The sequence below is a fragment of the Synechococcus sp. CCY 9618 genome (assembly GCF_019038415.1).
Taxonomy (GTDB): Bacteria; Cyanobacteriota; Cyanobacteriia; order PCC-6307; family Cyanobiaceae; genus Cyanobium.
Window position 1 is genome coordinate 53,792 of sequence record NZ_JAFKRG010000010.1, and the last position, 16,713, is coordinate 70,504.

19 protein-coding genes are annotated in these 16,713 nt (G+C 70.3%); 3 read left to right on the top strand and 16 right to left on the bottom strand.

The features are described 5' to 3' along the window. Positions 1-132: 132 nt before the first annotated feature. From KUG41_RS03280 to sppA, 9 genes are all read right to left on the bottom strand, one after another. Complete coding sequence (locus KUG41_RS03280) at positions 133-1,623, bottom strand: AAA family ATPase (RefSeq protein ID WP_216901025.1); 1,491 nt, start codon at positions 1,621-1,623, stop codon at positions 133-135. Between the two features lie 3 nt (positions 1,624-1,626). Beyond that, a complete protein-coding gene (locus KUG41_RS03285; protein ID WP_216901027.1) occupies positions 1,627-2,118 on the bottom strand; it encodes a DUF177 domain-containing protein in 492 nt (163 codons plus the stop codon). Further along, positions 2,115-3,248, bottom strand: coding sequence for a membrane protein insertase YidC (gene yidC, locus KUG41_RS03290; protein WP_216901029.1), 1,134 nt, complete (start codon positions 3,246-3,248; stop codon positions 2,115-2,117). Before yidC ends, KUG41_RS03285 begins: the two co-directional genes overlap by 4 nt. Positions 3,249-3,323: 75 nt before the next feature. After that, positions 3,324-3,788: a PH domain-containing protein gene (locus tag KUG41_RS03295; protein ID WP_216901031.1), complete on the bottom strand. Its 465-nt coding sequence runs from the start codon at positions 3,786-3,788 to the stop codon at positions 3,324-3,326. Next, a complete protein-coding gene (gene rnpA, locus KUG41_RS03300) occupies positions 3,745-4,161 on the bottom strand; it encodes a ribonuclease P protein component (protein WP_216901033.1) in 417 nt (138 codons plus the stop codon). The genes KUG41_RS03295 and rnpA overlap by 44 nt, the downstream gene beginning before the upstream one ends. Before the next feature lie 18 nt (positions 4,162-4,179). Continuing rightward, complete coding sequence (gene rpmH / locus KUG41_RS03305; protein WP_216901035.1) at positions 4,180-4,317, bottom strand: 50S ribosomal protein L34; 138 nt, start codon at positions 4,315-4,317, stop codon at positions 4,180-4,182. A 28-nt stretch (positions 4,318-4,345) separates the two neighbouring features. Further along, positions 4,346-4,957, bottom strand: a complete 612-nt coding sequence (locus KUG41_RS03310; protein ID WP_216901037.1) for a DUF2808 domain-containing protein — start codon at positions 4,955-4,957, stop codon at positions 4,346-4,348. A 54-nt stretch (positions 4,958-5,011) separates the two neighbouring features. After that, complete coding sequence (gene aroH, locus KUG41_RS03315; RefSeq protein WP_216901039.1) at positions 5,012-5,428, bottom strand: chorismate mutase; 417 nt, start codon at positions 5,426-5,428, stop codon at positions 5,012-5,014. A 4-nt stretch (positions 5,429-5,432) separates the two neighbouring features. Further along, positions 5,433-6,245: a signal peptide peptidase SppA gene (gene sppA, locus KUG41_RS03320; protein ID WP_216901041.1), complete on the bottom strand. Its 813-nt coding sequence runs from the start codon at positions 6,243-6,245 to the stop codon at positions 5,433-5,435. Between the two features lie 104 nt (positions 6,246-6,349). On the opposite strand from sppA, the gene KUG41_RS03325 reads away from it, so the two are divergent. Together KUG41_RS03325 and KUG41_RS03330 are read left to right on the top strand one after the other, a co-directional pair. Further along, complete coding sequence (locus KUG41_RS03325) at positions 6,350-7,345, top strand: DMT family transporter (protein ID WP_216901043.1); 996 nt, start codon at positions 6,350-6,352, stop codon at positions 7,343-7,345. 25 nt (positions 7,346-7,370) lie between these two features. Further along, entirely contained in the window at positions 7,371-9,239 is a 1,869-nt protein-coding gene (locus tag KUG41_RS03330; RefSeq protein ID WP_216901052.1) for a glycosyltransferase family 39 protein, read from the top strand. On the opposite strand, the gene KUG41_RS03335 is transcribed toward KUG41_RS03330, so the two are convergent. The 7 genes from KUG41_RS03335 to hpf all read right to left on the bottom strand — a co-directional run bounded on the left by KUG41_RS03335 (position 9,233) and on the right by hpf (position 15,905). After that, entirely contained in the window at positions 9,233-10,720 is a 1,488-nt protein-coding gene (locus KUG41_RS03335; RefSeq protein WP_216901054.1) for a cell wall metabolism sensor histidine kinase WalK, read from the bottom strand. The two genes, KUG41_RS03330 and KUG41_RS03335, sit on opposite strands and share 7 nt — an antisense overlap. Before the next feature lie 14 nt (positions 10,721-10,734). Continuing rightward, positions 10,735-11,199: a response regulator transcription factor gene (locus KUG41_RS03340; RefSeq protein WP_216901056.1), complete on the bottom strand. Its 465-nt coding sequence runs from the start codon at positions 11,197-11,199 to the stop codon at positions 10,735-10,737. Between the two features lie 78 nt (positions 11,200-11,277). After that, positions 11,278-12,462, bottom strand: coding sequence for a glycosyltransferase family 4 protein (locus KUG41_RS03345; protein WP_216901058.1), 1,185 nt, complete (start codon positions 12,460-12,462; stop codon positions 11,278-11,280). A 52-nt stretch (positions 12,463-12,514) separates the two neighbouring features. Further along, a complete protein-coding gene (locus tag KUG41_RS03350) occupies positions 12,515-13,855 on the bottom strand; it encodes an MFS transporter (protein WP_216901060.1) in 1,341 nt (446 codons plus the stop codon). Beyond that, the gene (gene recO, locus KUG41_RS03355; protein ID WP_216901062.1) at positions 13,852-14,658 is read right to left on the bottom strand and encodes a DNA repair protein RecO; all 807 of its coding nucleotides are present in this window, start codon (positions 14,656-14,658) and stop codon (positions 13,852-13,854) included. The genes KUG41_RS03350 and recO overlap by 4 nt, the downstream gene beginning before the upstream one ends. After that, the gene (gene deoC, locus KUG41_RS03360; RefSeq protein ID WP_216901064.1) at positions 14,651-15,328 is read right to left on the bottom strand and encodes a deoxyribose-phosphate aldolase; all 678 of its coding nucleotides are present in this window, start codon (positions 15,326-15,328) and stop codon (positions 14,651-14,653) included. Before deoC ends, recO begins: the two co-directional genes overlap by 8 nt. Further along, the gene (gene hpf, locus KUG41_RS03365; protein WP_216901067.1) at positions 15,318-15,905 is read right to left on the bottom strand and encodes a ribosome hibernation-promoting factor, HPF/YfiA family; all 588 of its coding nucleotides are present in this window, start codon (positions 15,903-15,905) and stop codon (positions 15,318-15,320) included. The genes deoC and hpf overlap by 11 nt, the downstream gene beginning before the upstream one ends. A 64-nt stretch (positions 15,906-15,969) precedes the next feature. Between hpf and lipB the strand changes: the two genes are divergently transcribed. Continuing rightward, positions 15,970-16,686 carry a lipoyl(octanoyl) transferase LipB gene (lipB, locus tag KUG41_RS03370; protein WP_216901069.1) on the top strand — a complete coding sequence of 239 codons (717 nt, stop codon included), beginning with the start codon at positions 15,970-15,972 and terminating at the stop codon, positions 16,684-16,686. The last annotated feature ends 27 nt before the right edge of the window (positions 16,687-16,713 follow it).

Here is a 16,713-nt window from a genome sequence, read left to right on the forward strand (position 1 = left end):
TTGTTGAAGACGTCTGCTGCAGCTTCGGGGGGGCTCTCGGTGTCAAGTCGGCGCAATCTCCAGAATTTCTGTGGATGTTCCGATCGATTCTCTTCGGATTCTTCCTTGTCTCTGGGCTGGCGGTCGGGCGGGTCAGGACGGCCGCCCGGCGGCTGACGCAGGCCGGGCCCGGCCGCTGCTGGCCCAGCTGCGCAGGGCCTCCAGCTGCTCCCGGGCCGTGCGCGAGAGCGGCACCACCTGGCTGGCGGCGGCGATCAGGTCGGCTTCCCCCAGCTCGCGGCCCTCCCCGAAGGCCAGGTGCATGGCCTCGATCACCGTCTGCTCCAGTTCGGCGCCGGAGAAGTCGGCGGTGCGATCCACCAGCACCTCCAGGGGGATCGTGTGGGCCGGCCGCCGGCGCCGCAGCTGCAGATCGAGGATCGCCCGGCGTTCCTCGGCGTCGGGCAGCTCCAGCAGGAAGATCTCGTCGAAGCGGCCCTTGCGCAGCAGCTCCGCCGGCAGCCGCTCCACCGCGTTGGCGGTGGCCACCACGAACACGGCGCTGGTCTTCTCCGCCATCCAGGTGAGCAGGCTGGCCAGCACCCGCTGGCTGGTGCCGCCGTCGCTGCGGCCGTCACCGCCGCCGAAGCCCTTGTCGATCTCATCGATCCAGAGCACGCAGGGGGCCATCGCCTCGGCCCGTTGGATCATCTCCCGGGTGCGGGCCTCACTGGCCCCCACCAGGCCGGCGAACAGGCGGCCCACGTCGAGCCGCAGCAGGGGCATGGCCCAGCTGTGGGCGATCGCCTTGGCGGTGAGTGACTTGCCTGTGCCCTGGGGGCCGATCAGCAGCACCCCCCTGGGCAGCGGCAGGCCGTAGCGCTGGGCCTCCTCGCCGAAGGCCCGATGGCGCTGCTCCAACCAGTGCTTGAGCGCCTCCAGGCCGCCGATGTCGGCAGGGGTGGCCTCGGTGGGGCAGTACTCCAGCAGCTCGCTGCGGGCGATGGCCTGGCGCTTCTCCTCCAGCACCTCCGCCAGGTCACAGGCCCCCAGCTGGCCCCGCTGGGCCAGGGCCCGGGCCGCCAGCTGGCGTACCCGCTGCTCGCTCAGCCCGTGGCAGGCGGCGGTGAGCTGTTCCAGGACCCCCGGCTCCAGGGGCTGGCCGCTGGCTTCGGCGATGGCCCGCAGCAGCCGGCCGATCTCCCGGGCCTCGGGCAGGGGCAGTTCCAGCAGGGTGACGCTGTCCTCGAGTTCCCGCGGCAACTGCCACTCCGGCGCGCTGATCACCAGGGTGTGGGGCACCTGCCGCAGGCTGGCGGCCAGGTTGCGCAGCCGCCGGCAGATCCCCGGGTCATCGGCGTAGCGATGGAAGTCCTTGAGCAGCAGGATGGCCCCCTGCTCGGCGGGGAGCCCATTGAGCCCGTCAAGAGCCGCCATCGGTTGTCGCACGGCCTGGCCCTGCAGGCTCGCTGCTCCGGCCAGTCCGCCGATGAAGTCCCAGCGCAGCAGGGTGCGCCCGCCCAGCCGCTCGGCGGCCCGCACCAGCAGCGCCTCCACCCGCTCCTCCTCCAGGCTGCGGATCCAGATGATCGGGGTTCGGGAGCGGATCAGCAGGTCCAGCTGATCGGCAAGGTCGTGCGCCATGGCTCAGCGCAGGGTGCGGAGGGCCGCCCAGCGGGGGTCGCCGTTCCGGTCGTCGCTCCCGTCCTGCCGGGGCAGTGGCGGGCCAGGGCAGTCGGCGCCGCAGCGGTTCACCGGGGGCAGCTGCAGGCTCAGCTGCTCATAGAGCCAGCGCTCCGGATCGAAGGAGCTGCCGGGATCGAGGCGCTCCACCGGGTCTGCGGACGCAAACACCACCTCCTCCTCCTCGGGCTCCGCGCCGCCGATTTCGATCAGCTCCCGGGCCGTGGCGGCCAGGGAGTGGTTGTAGTTCTGCAGGCAGCGGTCGCAGCAGAGGGTGAGGATTGTTTCCGCCCTGCCGTCCACCTCCAGGGCGCTGCCATGGTGCCGGGCGTGCAGCTGACCCCGAACCGGCGTCAGGCTGGCGAGGCCGTCGATGGACTGGTCCACCTGCCACGTCCGGCCCTCCGGCTGCAGCCGCAGCTCCTGCAGGGGCAGCGGGCGCAGCCGGGAGCTCATTTCTTGGCCTTGGGTTCGAAGGGCAGGCGGCCGCCACCACTGCCGGCCGTTGCCGTCACCGTCTGCTGGGCGACCTGCTTGTCGAGGATCGCCTGCAGGTTGTCGGGCAGGGCCTCACGGGTGAGCAGGAACGTCTGGAGCCCCTGGAAGACGTTGGCCACCACCATGTAGAGCAGGACGCCGGCGGGAAGGGGGAAGAACAGGAACATCGCCGTGATCATCACCGGGGTGATCTTGTTGGCGGTGGCCTGCTGGGGATTGGGGGGCATCCCCATGCCGGAGAGGAGCTGGGAGGCGAACAGGGTGGCGCCGAAGGCCCCCACCAGGATGGCGATGTCCCAGTTCACGGCCCCATCGGTGTAGAAGCCCACCTGGCCCAGGGCCTTGATGAACAGGAAGCCGCTGCGGGCGGCCAGGCCCGGAATCCGGGCCTCCACGGTGGCGTCGCCGGGGGCCAGGGCAGTGATGTGCCCCTGATCGTCGACCTTCACGACGTTCTCACCCTTGGTCACCTCCCAGCTGGGGGTGAAGCTGTCGCCGTGCTCCACGTCGCTGAGCAGGGAGGCGAAGCTGGCCCCCTCCTTGGTGTGCAGCGCCACCTGGGAGCTCTCCCCGACGCCGAGCTTGGTGCCGCTCTCCAGAGAGGCAATCACCGGCACGTGGTCGGTCTCGGTGATGAAGATCGAGTGACTGGCGCTGTTGAAGGGCTTGGTTTCCACCGCTGCGATCTCCTCGGCCGGCAGCACCTTCAGGTTGATCGGATAGGGGACATCGGCGAAGGGGGATCCGCGCAGGGTGGCGAACAGGGCGAACAGGATCGGCATCTGCACCAGCAGGGGCAGGCAGCCCGACAGGGGGCTGCCGAACTCCTTCATCAGACCGCCCAGTTCCTCCTGCTGCTTCTTGGGGTTGTTGGCGTACTTGGCCTTGATCTCCGCCTGGCGCTGCTGCATCACGGGCTGGGCGATGCGCATGCGCCGGGCGCTGCGGATCGAGCCGGCGCTCAGCGGGAACAGGGCCAGGCGGATGACCACGGTGAGGGCCACGATCGCGAGCCCGTAGCTGGGCACCAATCCGTAGAAGAAATCGAGGATCGGGAGCAGCAGGTTGTCGGAGATGTAGCCGATCACGGCAGGGGTGCGCTGGGGTGGGGACTCTCGGCTGCCAGTGTGCCCGACCGGGGAGACCGGATGGGGCCGCGGTGGTCAGGCGCTTTCGCGGGCAGGGGGGGCGAAGCCGGCTGGCCCCGGCTCCTTGGGGCTGCGGCCGGCCCCTTTGCCGCGGCTTTCACGACGCTCCTCGATGTAGGCCTCAAGCTCCCGGAACCGCGGCACCGCGCGCATCTCGAGCCTGGCGCCGTCGTTGAGCACCAGCACCATGTCGCCCCAGGCACCGAAGCCCCGGGGCACGGAGCGCACTTCCCGGATCTGGCTGTAGACCACCTGGGTGCGGTCGCGGCCGAGCCAGCCGCCGCTGACGCTGATGCGGCGACTGGTGATGCGGAAGCGCAGCCACAGGGCCCGGACAATGGCGCCCACGGCGAAGGGGATGCCGATCAGAGTGAGTCCGAAGAGCAGATTCAGGATCAGGTCGCCTCTGGCCGGACCGCCCTCGTAGAAGACCGATTCATTGATCTCGAGCTTGTTCTCCACCCTGTCCTCCGGGGTCAAGGAGCAATCCTGCCTGGCGCAGGAGTTGGCTGCATTCTCCCAGCAGCCGTTCGTCGTCCAGCTCCAGGCAGCCGGGTTTGAGGGTGATCAGCAGCCACTGGGGGGATGGCGTCGTCGGCGGATGACGCCGCAGGTGGTCGTGAATGAGACGGCGCAGCCGGTTGCGCCGCACGGCCAGCTTGCTGACCTTGCTGCTGATCACCACACCGCAGCGCCAGGGGCTGGCGGCGGGGGGTGTGCCAGGCGGCAGCAGGGCGGGATTGGCGGGGAGGACGCGCAACACGACGGCGGAACCCTGGTGCCGACGGCCCTCTCGGTAGAGACGATCAAACACCCGACGGCCCCGGAGACGGTGCTGCTGGGGAAGGGCCACAGGCCTGTCCGGCCGTCGTCAGACCGCCAGGCGGGCGCGCCCGCGGCGGCGGCGGGTGCGGATCACGCGGCGGCCGGTGTGGGTGCGCATCCGCACGCGGAAACCGGAAACCCGCTTGCGTTTGCGGCTCGTGCCTCCCAGGGTGCGCTTCGTCATGTTGCTGGCTGCTCAGCTGGCCACCCTATCAGTTGGAGCCACTGGGATCGATCTGGATCAGCCAGCTGCCCAGGTAGCCGGAGACCGGAATGTCGCCTGGGGCCTGGGCCAGGGCGTTGAACTGATACATGCCGGCGTTGAAGGGGTTGAAGAGGTTCATGTAGACACCGATGGTGTCCTTGTCGGAGACGGGGGTCTCGGGGAAGATCTCGATGGCCTTGCCATTGTCCGACACTTCGATAGTGGCCGGAATGGTCTTCTCACAGCGGGTTTTCTTGAGCATCCCTCCTTCGCTCATCTTGCAGAGTTTGATCTGCTTGGCGTCGATCTTGGCGTCGAAGTAGCTGGGAACGCTGATGCTCAGCTTGAGAATCGCTGTCTTGCGATCCTTCGGACGCAACATCAGGTAGTACTCCGACCGCTGCATGCGTGTCGTGTCCGTCATGAAGAAGTAGAGCTTGCGATAGTCCTTGTTGTTCTCCCAGCGGAACTCCATCAACCCGGGGGTGCCCTGGGCGAGGGCCGGAGCGGCAGCGAGGGGGGAGAGGGCGGTGGCGAGGGCCAGGGCGCCGAGGACGGAGCGACCGAGGGCGGCGGTCCGGCTCCCGGGGTGGACACCCTGGTGGCGAGAGAAAGTCATGGCGCGGCGCGTGAATAGTGAAAGTCTCAGCAGGCGGATGCGCCTGGCGTGGATTCAGTGGTCGGCGGGGGAGCTGGCCTGGTGTGGCAGGTGCCGGGCAGGCAGCCGGTCGGGTCGCAACCGGGCGGCCTCCCTCAGGTAGGGATGGATCACCTCACGGCTGGCCTCCATCCAGGCGTGGGCCAGCAGCCGGATGCAGCGCGGCAGGTCCCCGGCCACGGCCATCTGCTGGCAGTCGAGCAGGGCCACGCCATCCCAGTCGGCCCGGCGCCGGGCGATGGCCGCCGGAAAGCAGGCGTCCAGATCGGCGGTGACCGAAAAGGTGACCGAGAGCACACGCTCTCCCGTCAGATCGTTATGGGCCAGCAGTTCCTCAATCAGTTCCCCCACTGCGTCGGCGATCGCCGACGCAGTGTTGGCGCTGGCGGTGGTGGCTCCCCGCAGGGCCCGCAGCTCGAGAGCAGGGTTCATGGCGTCAGGGGCGGTGGAGCCAGAGCGGCTGGCCGCTCCAGGCCAGCTCCAGGGTCAGGGACTGGGCCACCTGACGCAGCAGGCGGGTTCCCGGCAGCAGGCCGAGCAGTTTCCTGGGCGGCTTTCCGAAGGTGAGCGGCCGGGTCTTCTCCGGATCCAGCCCCGCCAGTTCCGCCGCCAGCCGGCGGGCGCTGTCCTCGTCGCCCAGGGCATCCACCAGGCCCAGGTCGAGGGCCTGGGAGCCACTGAAGACCCGTCCGTCGGCGAAGGCCCGCACCGCCTCCTCCTCCAGACCCCGACCGCTGGCCACCGCGGCCACGAACTGGCCGTAGCTGGCATCAATCAGCTCCTGCAGCAGCTGGCGTTCCCCCTCGGAGAGGGCCCGGTCGGGGGAGAGGATGTCCTTGTACAGGCCGCTCTTGACGGTCTCGAAGCGGATGCCGATCCGCTCCAGCAGCCGCGACAGGTCGTTGCCGCGCAGGATCACCCCGATCGAGCCGGTGATGGTGCCGGGGTTGGCGACGATCTTCTCCGCCGCCACCCCCACGTACACCCCTCCGGAAGCGGAGATGTTGCCGAAGCTGGCCACCACCCGGCAGCCCTTCTGCCGCAGCCGCGTCAGCGCCGCGTGGATCTCCTGGCTGTCGCCCACGGTGCCGCCGGGACTGTCGATGCGCAGCAGCAGGGCGGGGCACTCCCGCTGGTGCACCTGTTCAATCGCCTTCAGCACCCGGGTGCGGGTGCCCCCGGCGATCGGTCCCTCGATGGCGATGCGCGCCAGAGTTCGACGGGACTTGCGGCACCAGGGCCAGGGCATTGTGGAGATGCGCGGTGGCTGGATCTTAAAAAGAAGGCCAGGGATGGCCCTTCCCCGGTTCCATTTCGCCTCATTCCCACCACCGACCCCCGGCCCATCACCCCATGCCCAGGACCCTGCGCTGGGTACTGATGCTCCTTCCCTTCGCCCTCTGGGGTACGGCGATGGCGGCGATGAAGCCCCTGCTGGCGGGGGCCTCTCCGGCCATGCTGGCCAGCCTGCGGCTGCTGCCGGCCGGGGTGGTGCTGCTGCTGGCGGCCAGGCTCCTGAACCGGTCCTGGCGGGTCGACCCGCTCGACCTGCCCTGGCTGCTGCTGTTCGCCGCCGTCGACGGCAGCCTGTTCCAGGGCCTGCTGGCCAGGGGCCTGGGCGAGAGCGGCGCCGGCCTTGGTTCGGTTCTGATCGATTCCCAGCCCCTGCTGGTGGCCCTGCTGGCCCGCAGCCTCTTCGGGGAGGCGATCAATCCGGTGGGCTGGCTGGGCCTGCTGATCGGCCTGCTGGGCATCCTCTGCCTGGGATTGCCGGGGGAGGTGCTGCGTCATTGGTGGCTGCAGGGTCCCCCGGCCCTGCAGGCGGCGGCCTGGAGCCATGGGGAGGGCTGGATGCTCGGGGCGGCGGCGGCGATGGCGGGCGGCACCGTGCTCTGCCGCTATGCCACCCGCCGCAGCGATCCGGTGGCCATCACCGGCTGGCACATGCTCCTCGGAGGCGTGCCCCTGGTGCTGGTGGCCGGCGTCGAATCCCTTCTGGGCGCTGAGACCGTGCCCTTCTGGCCCCAGTGGGACGGGATCCAGTGGGGCCTGATGGCCTATGCCGCCCTGCTGGGCAGTGCCCTGGCCTACGGCCTCTTCTTCTGGTTCGCCAGCAGCGGCGACCTCACCGGCTTCACCGCGCTCACCTTTCTCACGCCGGTGTTCGCCGTCCTCTGCGGGCTGCTTCTGCTGGACGAGCGGCTGGAGCCCCTGCAGTGGCTCGGCGCCCTGCTGGCCCTGGTCTCCGTGCTGCTGATCAACCAGCGGGCCAGGCTGTGGCACCCCGAAGCCACCGCCTGGGCGACGGGGCGGGGCGGAGGGGCTGGTGCGGGCGGCGGGGAGCGATAGGTTCCATCCGTCCCGCCTGCCCGGTTTGCCTGCCCTGCCCCGCCCCCAGCGCCGCCGGGTGCTGCTGATCACGCTGCTGCTGGGACTGGTCCTGTTCGCCTGGCAGCTGGGCAGCACCGGGCTGGTGGATGAGACACCGCCGCTGTTCGCGGCGTCGGCGAGGGCCATGGCCGACACGGGCGACTGGCTGATTCCCCGTGTCAACGGTCTGCCCCGTTACGACAAGCCGCCCCTGGTGTACTGGCTGATGGGGCTCGTCTACGCCCTGCCGGGCCAGGAGCAGTGGAATCCCCTCGGCACCTGGGCTGCCCGCTTCCCCTCCGCCCTGGCCGCGATCGGCGTGATGCTGGCCCTGGCCCAGACCCTGCTGCGCTGGCCCCAGCCCCTGGCCCCGTCGGGCAGACCCGAAGGGCAAGGGCAGGAGCCCGCCTCCGGTCCGCGCCCCGGGGTGACGGCCCTCACGGCCGCCCTGGCCTTCGGGCTCTCGCCGCTGATGCTGGCCTGGGGTCGCACGGCTGTGAGCGATTCCCTCTTCAGCGGCCTGGTGGCCCTCACCCTGCTGCTCTGCTGGCAGGCCTACGCCGATCCGGTGCGGCCCTGGTGGCGGCCCTGGCCCGTGCTGGGGCTGGCGGTGCTGGCCAAGGGGCCCGTGGCCGTGGTGCTGGTGGCGCTCACCCTGCTGCTCTTCGGCTGGCTGCAGGCCGATCTGGTCGGGCTCTGGCGGCGGCTGCGGCCCCTGCGGGGCCTGGTGCTCACCGCCCTGGTGGCCCTGCCCTGGTATCTCCTGGCCCTGCACAGTGAGGGCCGCCCCTTCTGGGACAGCTTCTTCGGCTACCACAACCTGCAGCGCTTCACCGAGGTGGTGAACCGCCATCTGCAGCCCTGGTGGTTCTTCCTGCCGGTGCTGCTGGTGGCCAGCCTGCCGGTGTCGCCGCTGCTGCTGGTGGGGCTGGCCCGGGCCATCGGGCCCCTGCGGCGGCGGTCCTGGTGTCCCACGGTCCCCCTGCCCCCGGCCGCCTCCCTGGGCCGCTTCGCCGCCTGCTGGCTGCTGGCGGTGCTGCTGTTCTTCACCGCCGCCGCCACCAAGCTGCCGAGCTACTGGTTGCCGGCCACCCCCGCGGCCGCCCTGCTGATCGCCCTGGCGGCCCAGGCCGGCTGGGCCGACGCCACCGGTCGGCCCTGGGAGCGCTGGGCCTGGGGCCTGAGCCTGGCTCTGGCGGCGCTGCTGGGCGTGGCGTTCCTGCTGGCGCCCCTCTGGCTGCCCCTGATCCGGGATCCGGAGATGCCTGGCCTGGCGGAGGAGCTTCAGGCCAGTCCCCTGGTGCCGTTGGTGGCGGGCTGCTGGCTGCTGGCGGCCCTGCTGGGCTGGCTCTGGCGCCGCCATCGGTCGCCCCTGCGATTGCTGATGCTGCAGCTGCCGCTCGCGGTGTTCGTGCCCGCCGGACTGGTTCCCCTGTGGAGCGTCGGCGATCGGCTGCGGGGGGAGCCCGTGCGCCGGATGGCGGCGGCGGTGCAGCGCCAGGGCCGTCCGGGGGAGCCCGTGGCGATGGTGGGCATCCTCAAGCCATCCCTGCTCTATTACGCCAGGCGGGTGGTGATCTACCAGGGGGTGGGCGCCCTCGGGCCCGTGAACCTGGCGGACCGGTTGCGCCGCGAGCATCGGGACGGTCAGGTGCCCAGCACTCCGGAGCAACAGCCCACCCTGCTGATGGTGATCGATCACACCACCGCCCGCGCCCCCGTCTGGCAAAACCTCGGACCCACCGTGATCGCCAGAGCCGGGGTCTACCGGCTCTGGCGACTGGACCGACGGCGTCTGGAGGCGTCGGCAGACCGCCTGCGCCTGCAGGGCCTCTCCCCTGACTGGGACAGGCCCCGGCCGGAGCGCTACTGAGCCGCCGGCAGATGGATGTCGAAGCGGCTGCCGACATCCATCTGGCTCTCGACGTCGATCGTGCCACCCATGGCCTCCACCAGCAGCTTCACCACCGACAGCCCGAGGCCCGAACCGCGCTCATGCTCGACGGCGTTGCGGCCCCGGTGGAAGCGGTCGAACACCTTGGGCAGGTCCTCGGGGGCGATGCCGATGCCCTGGTCACGGACGCTGATGCAGAGCCCCCTGTCATCCCTGGCCAGGTCCAGGGTGATCGGCCGTCCCGGAGGGGAATACTTGTCGGCGTTCTCGATCAGGTTGAGCAGCACCTGCTGGAGGCGGTCGGTTTCGGCCACGGCCTTGATCGGTCCCTCCGCCGCTTCCTTGGGGAGGTTGAGCAGCAGGGGACGGGACAGCTGGCTGCGGGCCAGATCGCAGGCGGTGGTGAGCACCTCATCCACCGCCACGGGGGCCAGCACCATCTGCAGCTGGCCGGATTCGCTGCGAGAGAGGTCCAGCAGGTCGTTGAGCATGCGGGTGATCCGGTGGGTCTCGGCCTCGGTGGTGGCCAGGGCGCGCATCTGCTCCGGATCCAGGTTCTGGCCACGTCGCTGGAGGCGACGCAGGTAGCCGCCGATGATCATCAGCGGGTTGCGCAGTTCATGGGACACCAGGCCCACGAACTGCCGCTGCTGGCACCAGGCCATGGACAGCCGGTCCAGCAGGCCGTTGTAGGCCCTGGCCAGCTCCTGGACTTCCAGCGGGGCGTGGTCGAACCTGAGGCGGCTGCTGGCCAGGCTCTCGGAGGTGACTCCGGCGGCCATGCGGTTGAGATCCCGCAGGGGCTGGATGATGCGCCGGGTCAGCAGGGAGATCGCCACCAGGGTCAGGAGCAGGCAGAGGCTCCACACCACGACCAGACCCAGCAGCATCGAGCGCAGGGTGGCGAGGTTGCCGCTGATGTCATCAGCGGCCCAGAGGGCACTGCCATCGGGGGATTGATGCACGGGATGGGTGAGAAAGGTCAGGCCTCCCATCCCCCGCACCAGCTTCTGGTCTGTTCCGATCAGCAGGTGGAGGCTGGCGGCCACGGGCCCGGAGCTGCCGTGGGCCGCCAGGGTGCGCTCCGCCAGGTGGGCAAGGGAAGCCCCGTTCCCGGTGGGCGGCATCGGCAGCAGCAGGGAACCATCGCTGCGCTCCACCCAGAAGAGCCTCCCAGGGGAGCTCTGACGTTCCAGCGCCAGCTGCAGTTGCCGGGTCCGTTCCGGTGAGGGATCAAGGCTGAGCTGGTCGAGGGATGCATTGAGGAGGCCAGCTGTGACGAGCATCTGGCGTTTCTGCTGACGCAGCAGGCACTGCTGGTTGAGCAGCAGGGTGAAGGCGGAGGCGGCGGTGAAGCCCAGCAGGACCGACGCGAAGGCCGCCAGACGGAGCTGGCCCAGCAGGCTGCCGAACAGGCGCTCTCGCCAGCCCGGTTGAGGCGCCCCCGCCGGTGAGGCCATCGGTGGCGTCGTCGTCACAGGCAGGGGTTCTCGAGCCTCTGGGGCAGGAGCCGCTGCAGCAGGCCGGGCAGCCGGTCGAGCAGTTCGTGCTTGAGCACGTAATCATTGGCGCCGGCCTCCTGGGCCTGGCGGCGCCGCTCCGGTTCGTTCAGGGAGGTGAAGATGACCACCGGCATGGTGAACCCCCGGGAGCGCAGATCCCGCAGACACTCGATGCCGTCGCAACCGGGCATCTGCACATCAAGGAAGACCAGGTCCACCCCCCCGTCCGCCAGCACCTCGTCAAGGGCCAGGCAGTTTTGGAGGGAGAGCACGAAGCAGCCGGAATCGGTGAGCTCGTCGGCCACCATCGCCCGGATGTGCGGGTCGTCGTCGACGATCGAGACGGTGGGCCTTTCCGAGCAGGTCAGGGGCTGGGAGGTGGTGGACACCATCGCCCGCTGCGCCGATCGGCTCTCACTGGGGAAGGGTGAAGTCATGGAGCCCTTTTACCGTGCCTCATCTTGACGTGAATCAGCAGACTCGTCATGGCTTAAAAATGGCTGAGCAGGGGGTGATCAGGCCGCCACCGGTTGCGGGCAGAGTTCTTCGTAAAGTCGTTCCAGGGCATCGATGTTGCCGGTGAGTGTGTAACGCTCCAGGGCTCTTTCCCGTGCCCGGCGCCCCAGTTCGGCGGTCAGCACCGGCTGGTCCCGAAGCACCGGCAGCAGCGTCCTGAGCTGAGTGGTGACGCCCTGGGTGCTGATCACGATGCCGGCACCGCCCTCCAGCACCTCCCCATCGGCTCCGGCATCGGTGGCCACGCAGGCGGTCCCACAGGACATCGCTTCCAGCAGGGCCAGGGACAGCCCCTCCACCAGGGAAGGCAGCAGGAACACTTCCGCCAGCTGCAGCAGCGCCACCCGTCGGTCGCGATTGGGCTCGTAGCCCCACCAGATCACATCTGTTTCGTTGCCGTACTGCAGCGAAGAGCGCAGGGGGCCGTCCCCCACGATCACCAGGACGCAGCCCCTGGGTCGCACCAGTCTCCAGGCCTTCAGCAGCGCTTCGACGTTTTTCTCGGTGGCCACGCGGCCCATGTACAGGAACACCCGCCGACCACCCACCAGCAGACGCAGCTGGGCCAGATCGGTCTCGCTGCCGGGGGCCGCGGGGATCCAGGTGTCGGTGTCGACCCCGTTGGGGATCACCGCCAGCCGCTCCCGGCGGACCCCCAGGCGCACCAGCACCTCAGCCTGCAGTTCGGAGAAGACGATCACCCGGTCGAACTTCGCCAGCGAGGGGGCGTAGAGCTGGTAGGTGAGCTGCTGGGTGCCGGCGGTGAGATTGCGCAACCCGGCATCGAAGGGGGGATGGAAGGTGGCCACCAGCGGCAACCCCAGCTGCTGGCAGAGGTCCGGCAGCCGGAAATCGAGCGGGGAAAGGGTGAGACTGGCGTGCACCAGGTCGGGCCGGAGCCGGGCCAGGGACTCGCGCAGTTCCCGCTGGGCTCCGGGGGAAGGGATCGTGTAGACCTGCGATTTGACCAGGTAGGGGAGGGCCACCTCCGGATTGCCCAGCGGCTCGGCGCTGACGCTCGGATCGCTCCCCGCCGCATCCGGCCGGCCCAGGGAGGGTGTGGGTGTGTCGAAATGGATGAAGCTCACCGAATGGCCGCGTTGCCGCAGGGCTTCGGTGGTGCTCAGGCCGTAGGTGACGTTGCCGCAGAACGGGGATTTCTTGCCCAGCCAGGCAATGTGCATTACCTGTACGGCCTCGTGCAACAGCAGAATTTAGCAGTGGTTCCGAGGATCCTCAGCCCTTTCTCCAGGGGCGCCCGCTGAGGGCGGCGACGGCCGCGATCGCCGCCAGCCCCCAGAGAACCGGCAGCAGTCCGTAGCGGCTCACGACCGCACCCGCCAGCACCAGGGGCAGGCTCAGGGCGATGTTGATCAGGTTGTTCTGCAGGCCGAACACCCGTCCCCGCTGGTTCTCCGGTGTGTCCTCCTGGATCGTCGTCTGAGCGGGGATCGCCAGCAGGGCCGCGCCCACCCCCAGAAGCCCGCAGAGCAGCAGGGTGAAGACCAGGTTGCCGCGCAGCTGGCCGAGCAGCACCAGGCACCAGGCGATGGTTCCCAGCCCAGCACTGGCCAGCAGGCGCCGGTTGAAGCGGTCACCGAGCTGGGCCATGGCGACGGCCCCCAGGGCCAGGCCCAGCCCGCTCATGGCCAGCAGGGTGCCGAAGCGGGTGGGCCCCAGGCCGCCGATCGCCGCCGCCAGGCTGATGGCGAGCACGTAGAGGGCGGCCAGCAGGCTGTAGAGCAGCACCAGTTGCAGCATGGCGTTGCGGACGTTGGGCCTCTCCCGCAGCACCTGCAGCCCTTCCCCGATCTCCTGCCAGACGGAGATGGACCGGGGCTCCCGGGGCGGCTCGGGGATCCGGATCCCGGCAATGGCCACCGCCGCCGCTCCGTAGCAGAGGGGCAGCAGAACGAACTCTCCTCCCGGGATCCCCACCTGGGCCAGCAGGGAGCGCAGCAGGCGCAGGATCGGGTCGCCCAGGGCAAATCCGACAATGGTGGCCGCCATGCTGGTGGCCTGGTACACCGAGTTGGCCGCCAGCAGCTGGGGGTTGGTCACCAGCAGGGGGATGGCCGCCTGCTCGGCCGGGGCGAAAAACTGGGTCAGCACCGACTCGCCGAAGGTCATGGCCAGCAGCGCCCAGTAGCCCCAGCTGAGCCCCAGCCACATCGGTCCGGGCAGCAGGCAGAAGGGGGCCAGGAGCGTCAGCGCGGCGCGCAGGCCGTTGGAGGCCACCATCACGGTGCGTTTCGGCCAGCGGTCGGCCCAGACGCCCGCCACCGTGCCGAGCAGCATGGCCGGCACGGTGTTGGCCACGTAGATGCCCGTGGCCAGCAGCGTGATCATCTGGGCCCGGGTCTCGAAGCTCATCCGGATGGCGGCGGCCGCCTCAGCGAGGGCCTCATTGCTCTGGGGGGTGTCCGTCACCCAGTACTGGGCGATCAGGAACACCATCAGAACGATGTAGAACTTGTCGGCCAGCTGGGAGAACACCTGGCCGATCCAGAGTCGCCGGAAGCCCGGCATGGCCAGGACCCCGGCCAGCCCCCTCTCGTTGGGCCCGCTCGGGCTCATGTGGGCTCGGACGGTTGCGGGGCCATGGGTTCGCAGGCAGTGCGCAGCAGTCTGAAGGCTCGCGGTCGCTGGCCGAGATGCTCGCCGCACCAGGCCTCCACCAGAGCCAGCAGGTGCAGCCACACCGCTTCAGGCCCCATCAGGTTGCCATCCCGTCGGCGGGGCAGGGCGGGGCGCGTAAGCCGCTGCAGAAGGGCCAGTTCGGAGGCGTTGAGCATCACCCGGGCGCCGGGAACGGCACCGATGGCGAGGCCCTCGCTGGGCAGCAGGCTGCAGCGCCAGTCCCAGTCGCCGATCGGGGGCGCCAGTGGGGCGCCGCTGCGGGAGCAGTGCTGCAGCGGCAGGGCGAAACCCCCCAGGGCGAGCAGGTGCACACTCCCCTGCACCGCCACGGCCAGGGCCTCCAGCGGCTCCGCCCGCTCCGTCACCACCCCCTCCAGGCGGCCCAGCTGCAGCAGCAGGTCGGCGAGCATGCCCGGGGCCGGAGCCTCGCCGGGCACGAGCTTCAGGCACAGCTCGGCCAGAGCCTGGGCGGCGGCCAGGGTCTCGAGTCGCTGGGCCAGACCGCTGTAGCTGCGCAGCACCCGCAGCTGGCGCACCCGCCCCAGGCCGCCCCGGCCCCCCACCTGCAGGTGCAGGTGGGTCAGGGGCACGGCCGCCGCCAGGCTGCTCTTCGGCCGCCGCGCCCCCGGTGCCGCCAGGCGGGTGAGCCCCTCCGCCTCGCTCAGCAGGGTGAGCAGCCGGTCGTGTTCCCCCAGGGGACGCGCGGTGAGCACCAGGCCATCGAGGCTCCGCTCAGGCATGGGCCCGCAGGGCCTGCATCAGGGCCACGCCCCGGCTCGTGCCCAGCCGGCCGGCGCCGGCCGCCACCAGGGCCAGGGCCTGGTCCAGATCGGCGATACCGCCGGCGGCCTTGACCGCCGCCCGCCCCCGGGCCAGGGCCACCAGCTGGGTCACCTGATCGGCCGTGACCGGTGGACCGAAGCCGCTGCCGGTCTTGAGGTGGCGGGCGCCGGCATCGATGCTGATCTCCACCAGCAGGGCCAGGGCCTCCGGGTCGAGGCGCCCGGCCTCCAGGATCACCTTCACCGGCAGGCCCAGATCGGTGATGGCCGCCAGATCGTCAAGCACGGCGCCGCCGTCCCCATCAGCCAGGGCGCCGAAATCCGGCACGACGTCCAGCTCGTCGGCGCCGGCGGCGGCGGCCCACTCGGCTTCGGCCCGCTTGATGGCCGTGGGCACGGCACCGAAGGGGAACGCCACCACGCCGATCAGCTTCACCGGCCCATCGAGCGGCAGCCGCTCGCGGGCCACCGGAAGCCAGCGGGAGGCCAGGCACACCCCGGCGAAGCCGAAGTGGCGGGCCTCATCGCAGCAGCGGTGGACCGCCTCCACGCCCCGGTGGGGATCCAGCAGGGCATGGTCGATCAGGGGGGCGAGATCGGGTCGTTCCTCGGTCCGCTCAGGCGTCACGGGGCTGGATGACGCCGAAGCCACCGTGGTTGCGGCGGTAGACCACCTGGATCTGGTCGGTGGCCGCATCGCGGAAAATGTAGAAGTCGTGGTCGATCAGCTCCAGCTGGTGCAGGGCCTCCTCCAGCTCCATCGCCGGCATGGCGAAGTACTTGCGGCGCACGCCGCGATGGGGCACCGCGGGTTCCAGGCCATCGGTGAGGGAGCCTCCTGGACTGGGCAGGCTGGCCGCACCGGCCTCCTCGGCGGCGGCGGAGCGGTGCACCGGCCCCTGGGTGCGCTCCTGCAGCCGGTCCTTGTAACGGGTCAGCTGGCGGCTCAGCTTGGTCGCCACCATGTCGATGCTGGCGTAGAGATTCTCGCTGCGTTCCTGGGCCCGGATCACCATGCCGTTGGCGAAGACGGTGACTTCCGCGGTCTGCTGGGGAACCCGCGGATTGCGGGCCACCGACAGATGGACGTCGGCTTCCTTGACCATGCCATTGAAATGGCTGATGGCGCGGTTGAGCTTGGTTTCGGTGTACTCCCTGATCGCCGGTGTGACGTCGAGGTTGCGGCCGTGGATCAGCAGTTTCATTCGGAGGCGCCCCTCCAGAGGAATGCGGACTCTGGAGTCCCTTTCAGGCTAGGAACGCCGGTGCATGGCCCCCAACACTCCCGCAATTCTTTTTGAACCCCGGGGCCCGGTTCCCTTCCCGCTGGCCTGGGAATGGCAGCGCCGGCTGCAGCGGCGTCGCTTCGACGATCCCGCCGCCCCAGACGCTCTGCTGCTCCTCGAGCACGAGCCCTGCTACACCCTGGGTCGGGGGGCCAGCCTGCGCCATCTGGGCTTCGATCCCGCCCATCCCCCCCTGCCCCTGTTCCGCATCGACCGGGGCGGTGAGGTCACCCACCACCTGCCGGGCCAGCTGGTGCTCTATCCCGTGCTCGATCTGCAGCGCCACGGCGCCGACCTGCACCTCTATCTCAGGGCGTTGGAGGAGGTGGTGCTGGCGGTGCTGCGGGACCTGGGGCTGGAAGGGGAGCGGGTCGAGGACCTCACCGGGGTGTGGCTGGAGGGCCGCAAGCTGGCGGCCATCGGCGTCGGCGCCCGGCGTTGGATCAGCCAGCACGGGCTGGCCCTGAACGTGGACTGTGCCCTGGAGGGTTTCGGGGCGATCGTTCCCTGCGGCATCCAGGACCGGCCCGTGGGCCGGCTGGTCGACTGGCGGCCCGGCCTCACCCCGGAGCAGGTGGCGCCGCTGCTGCTGGCGGCCTTCGTCCGGCGGTTCGGGCTGGTGCTGCGGTCGCCCCGGCCGGAGGAGGAACTGGCGAGGGCAGGAGCTGGAGGGATCGGGCCAGGCCTGGGAGAATCCTGAGCTTCCGCTCTCCCGCGCCTGCCGCCC

Coding starts and splice junctions, on each gene's coding strand:
- aroH (WP_216901039.1), bottom strand. CDS start 5,428: ATGAACCCTGCTCTCGAGCTGCGGGCCCTGCGGGGAGCCACCACCGCC.
- KUG41_RS03335 (WP_216901054.1), bottom strand. CDS start 10,720: ATGGCCTCACCGGCGGGGGCGCCTCAACCGGGCTGGCGAGAGCGCCTG.
- recO (WP_216901062.1), bottom strand. CDS start 14,658: ATGCCTGAGCGGAGCCTCGATGGCCTGGTGCTCACCGCGCGTCCCCTG.
- KUG41_RS03350 (WP_216901060.1), bottom strand. CDS start 13,855: ATGAGCCCGAGCGGGCCCAACGAGAGGGGGCTGGCCGGGGTCCTGGCC.
- KUG41_RS03310 (WP_216901037.1), bottom strand. CDS start 4,957: ATGACTTTCTCTCGCCACCAGGGTGTCCACCCCGGGAGCCGGACCGCC.
- hpf (WP_216901067.1), bottom strand. CDS start 15,905: ATGAAACTGCTGATCCACGGCCGCAACCTCGACGTCACACCGGCGATC.
- sppA (WP_216901041.1), bottom strand. CDS start 6,245: ATGCCCTGGCCCTGGTGCCGCAAGTCCCGTCGAACTCTGGCGCGCATC.
- lipB (WP_216901069.1), top strand. CDS start 15,970: ATGGCCCCCAACACTCCCGCAATTCTTTTTGAACCCCGGGGCCCGGTT.
- KUG41_RS03325 (WP_216901043.1), top strand. CDS start 6,350: ATGCCCAGGACCCTGCGCTGGGTACTGATGCTCCTTCCCTTCGCCCTC.
- rpmH (WP_216901035.1), bottom strand. CDS start 4,317: ATGACGAAGCGCACCCTGGGAGGCACGAGCCGCAAACGCAAGCGGGTT.
- KUG41_RS03345 (WP_216901058.1), bottom strand. CDS start 12,462: ATGCACATTGCCTGGCTGGGCAAGAAATCCCCGTTCTGCGGCAACGTC.
- KUG41_RS03340 (WP_216901056.1), bottom strand. CDS start 11,199: ATGACTTCACCCTTCCCCAGTGAGAGCCGATCGGCGCAGCGGGCGATG.
- KUG41_RS03280 (WP_216901025.1), bottom strand. CDS start 1,623: ATGGCGCACGACCTTGCCGATCAGCTGGACCTGCTGATCCGCTCCCGA.
- KUG41_RS03285 (WP_216901027.1), bottom strand. CDS start 2,118: ATGAGCTCCCGGCTGCGCCCGCTGCCCCTGCAGGAGCTGCGGCTGCAG.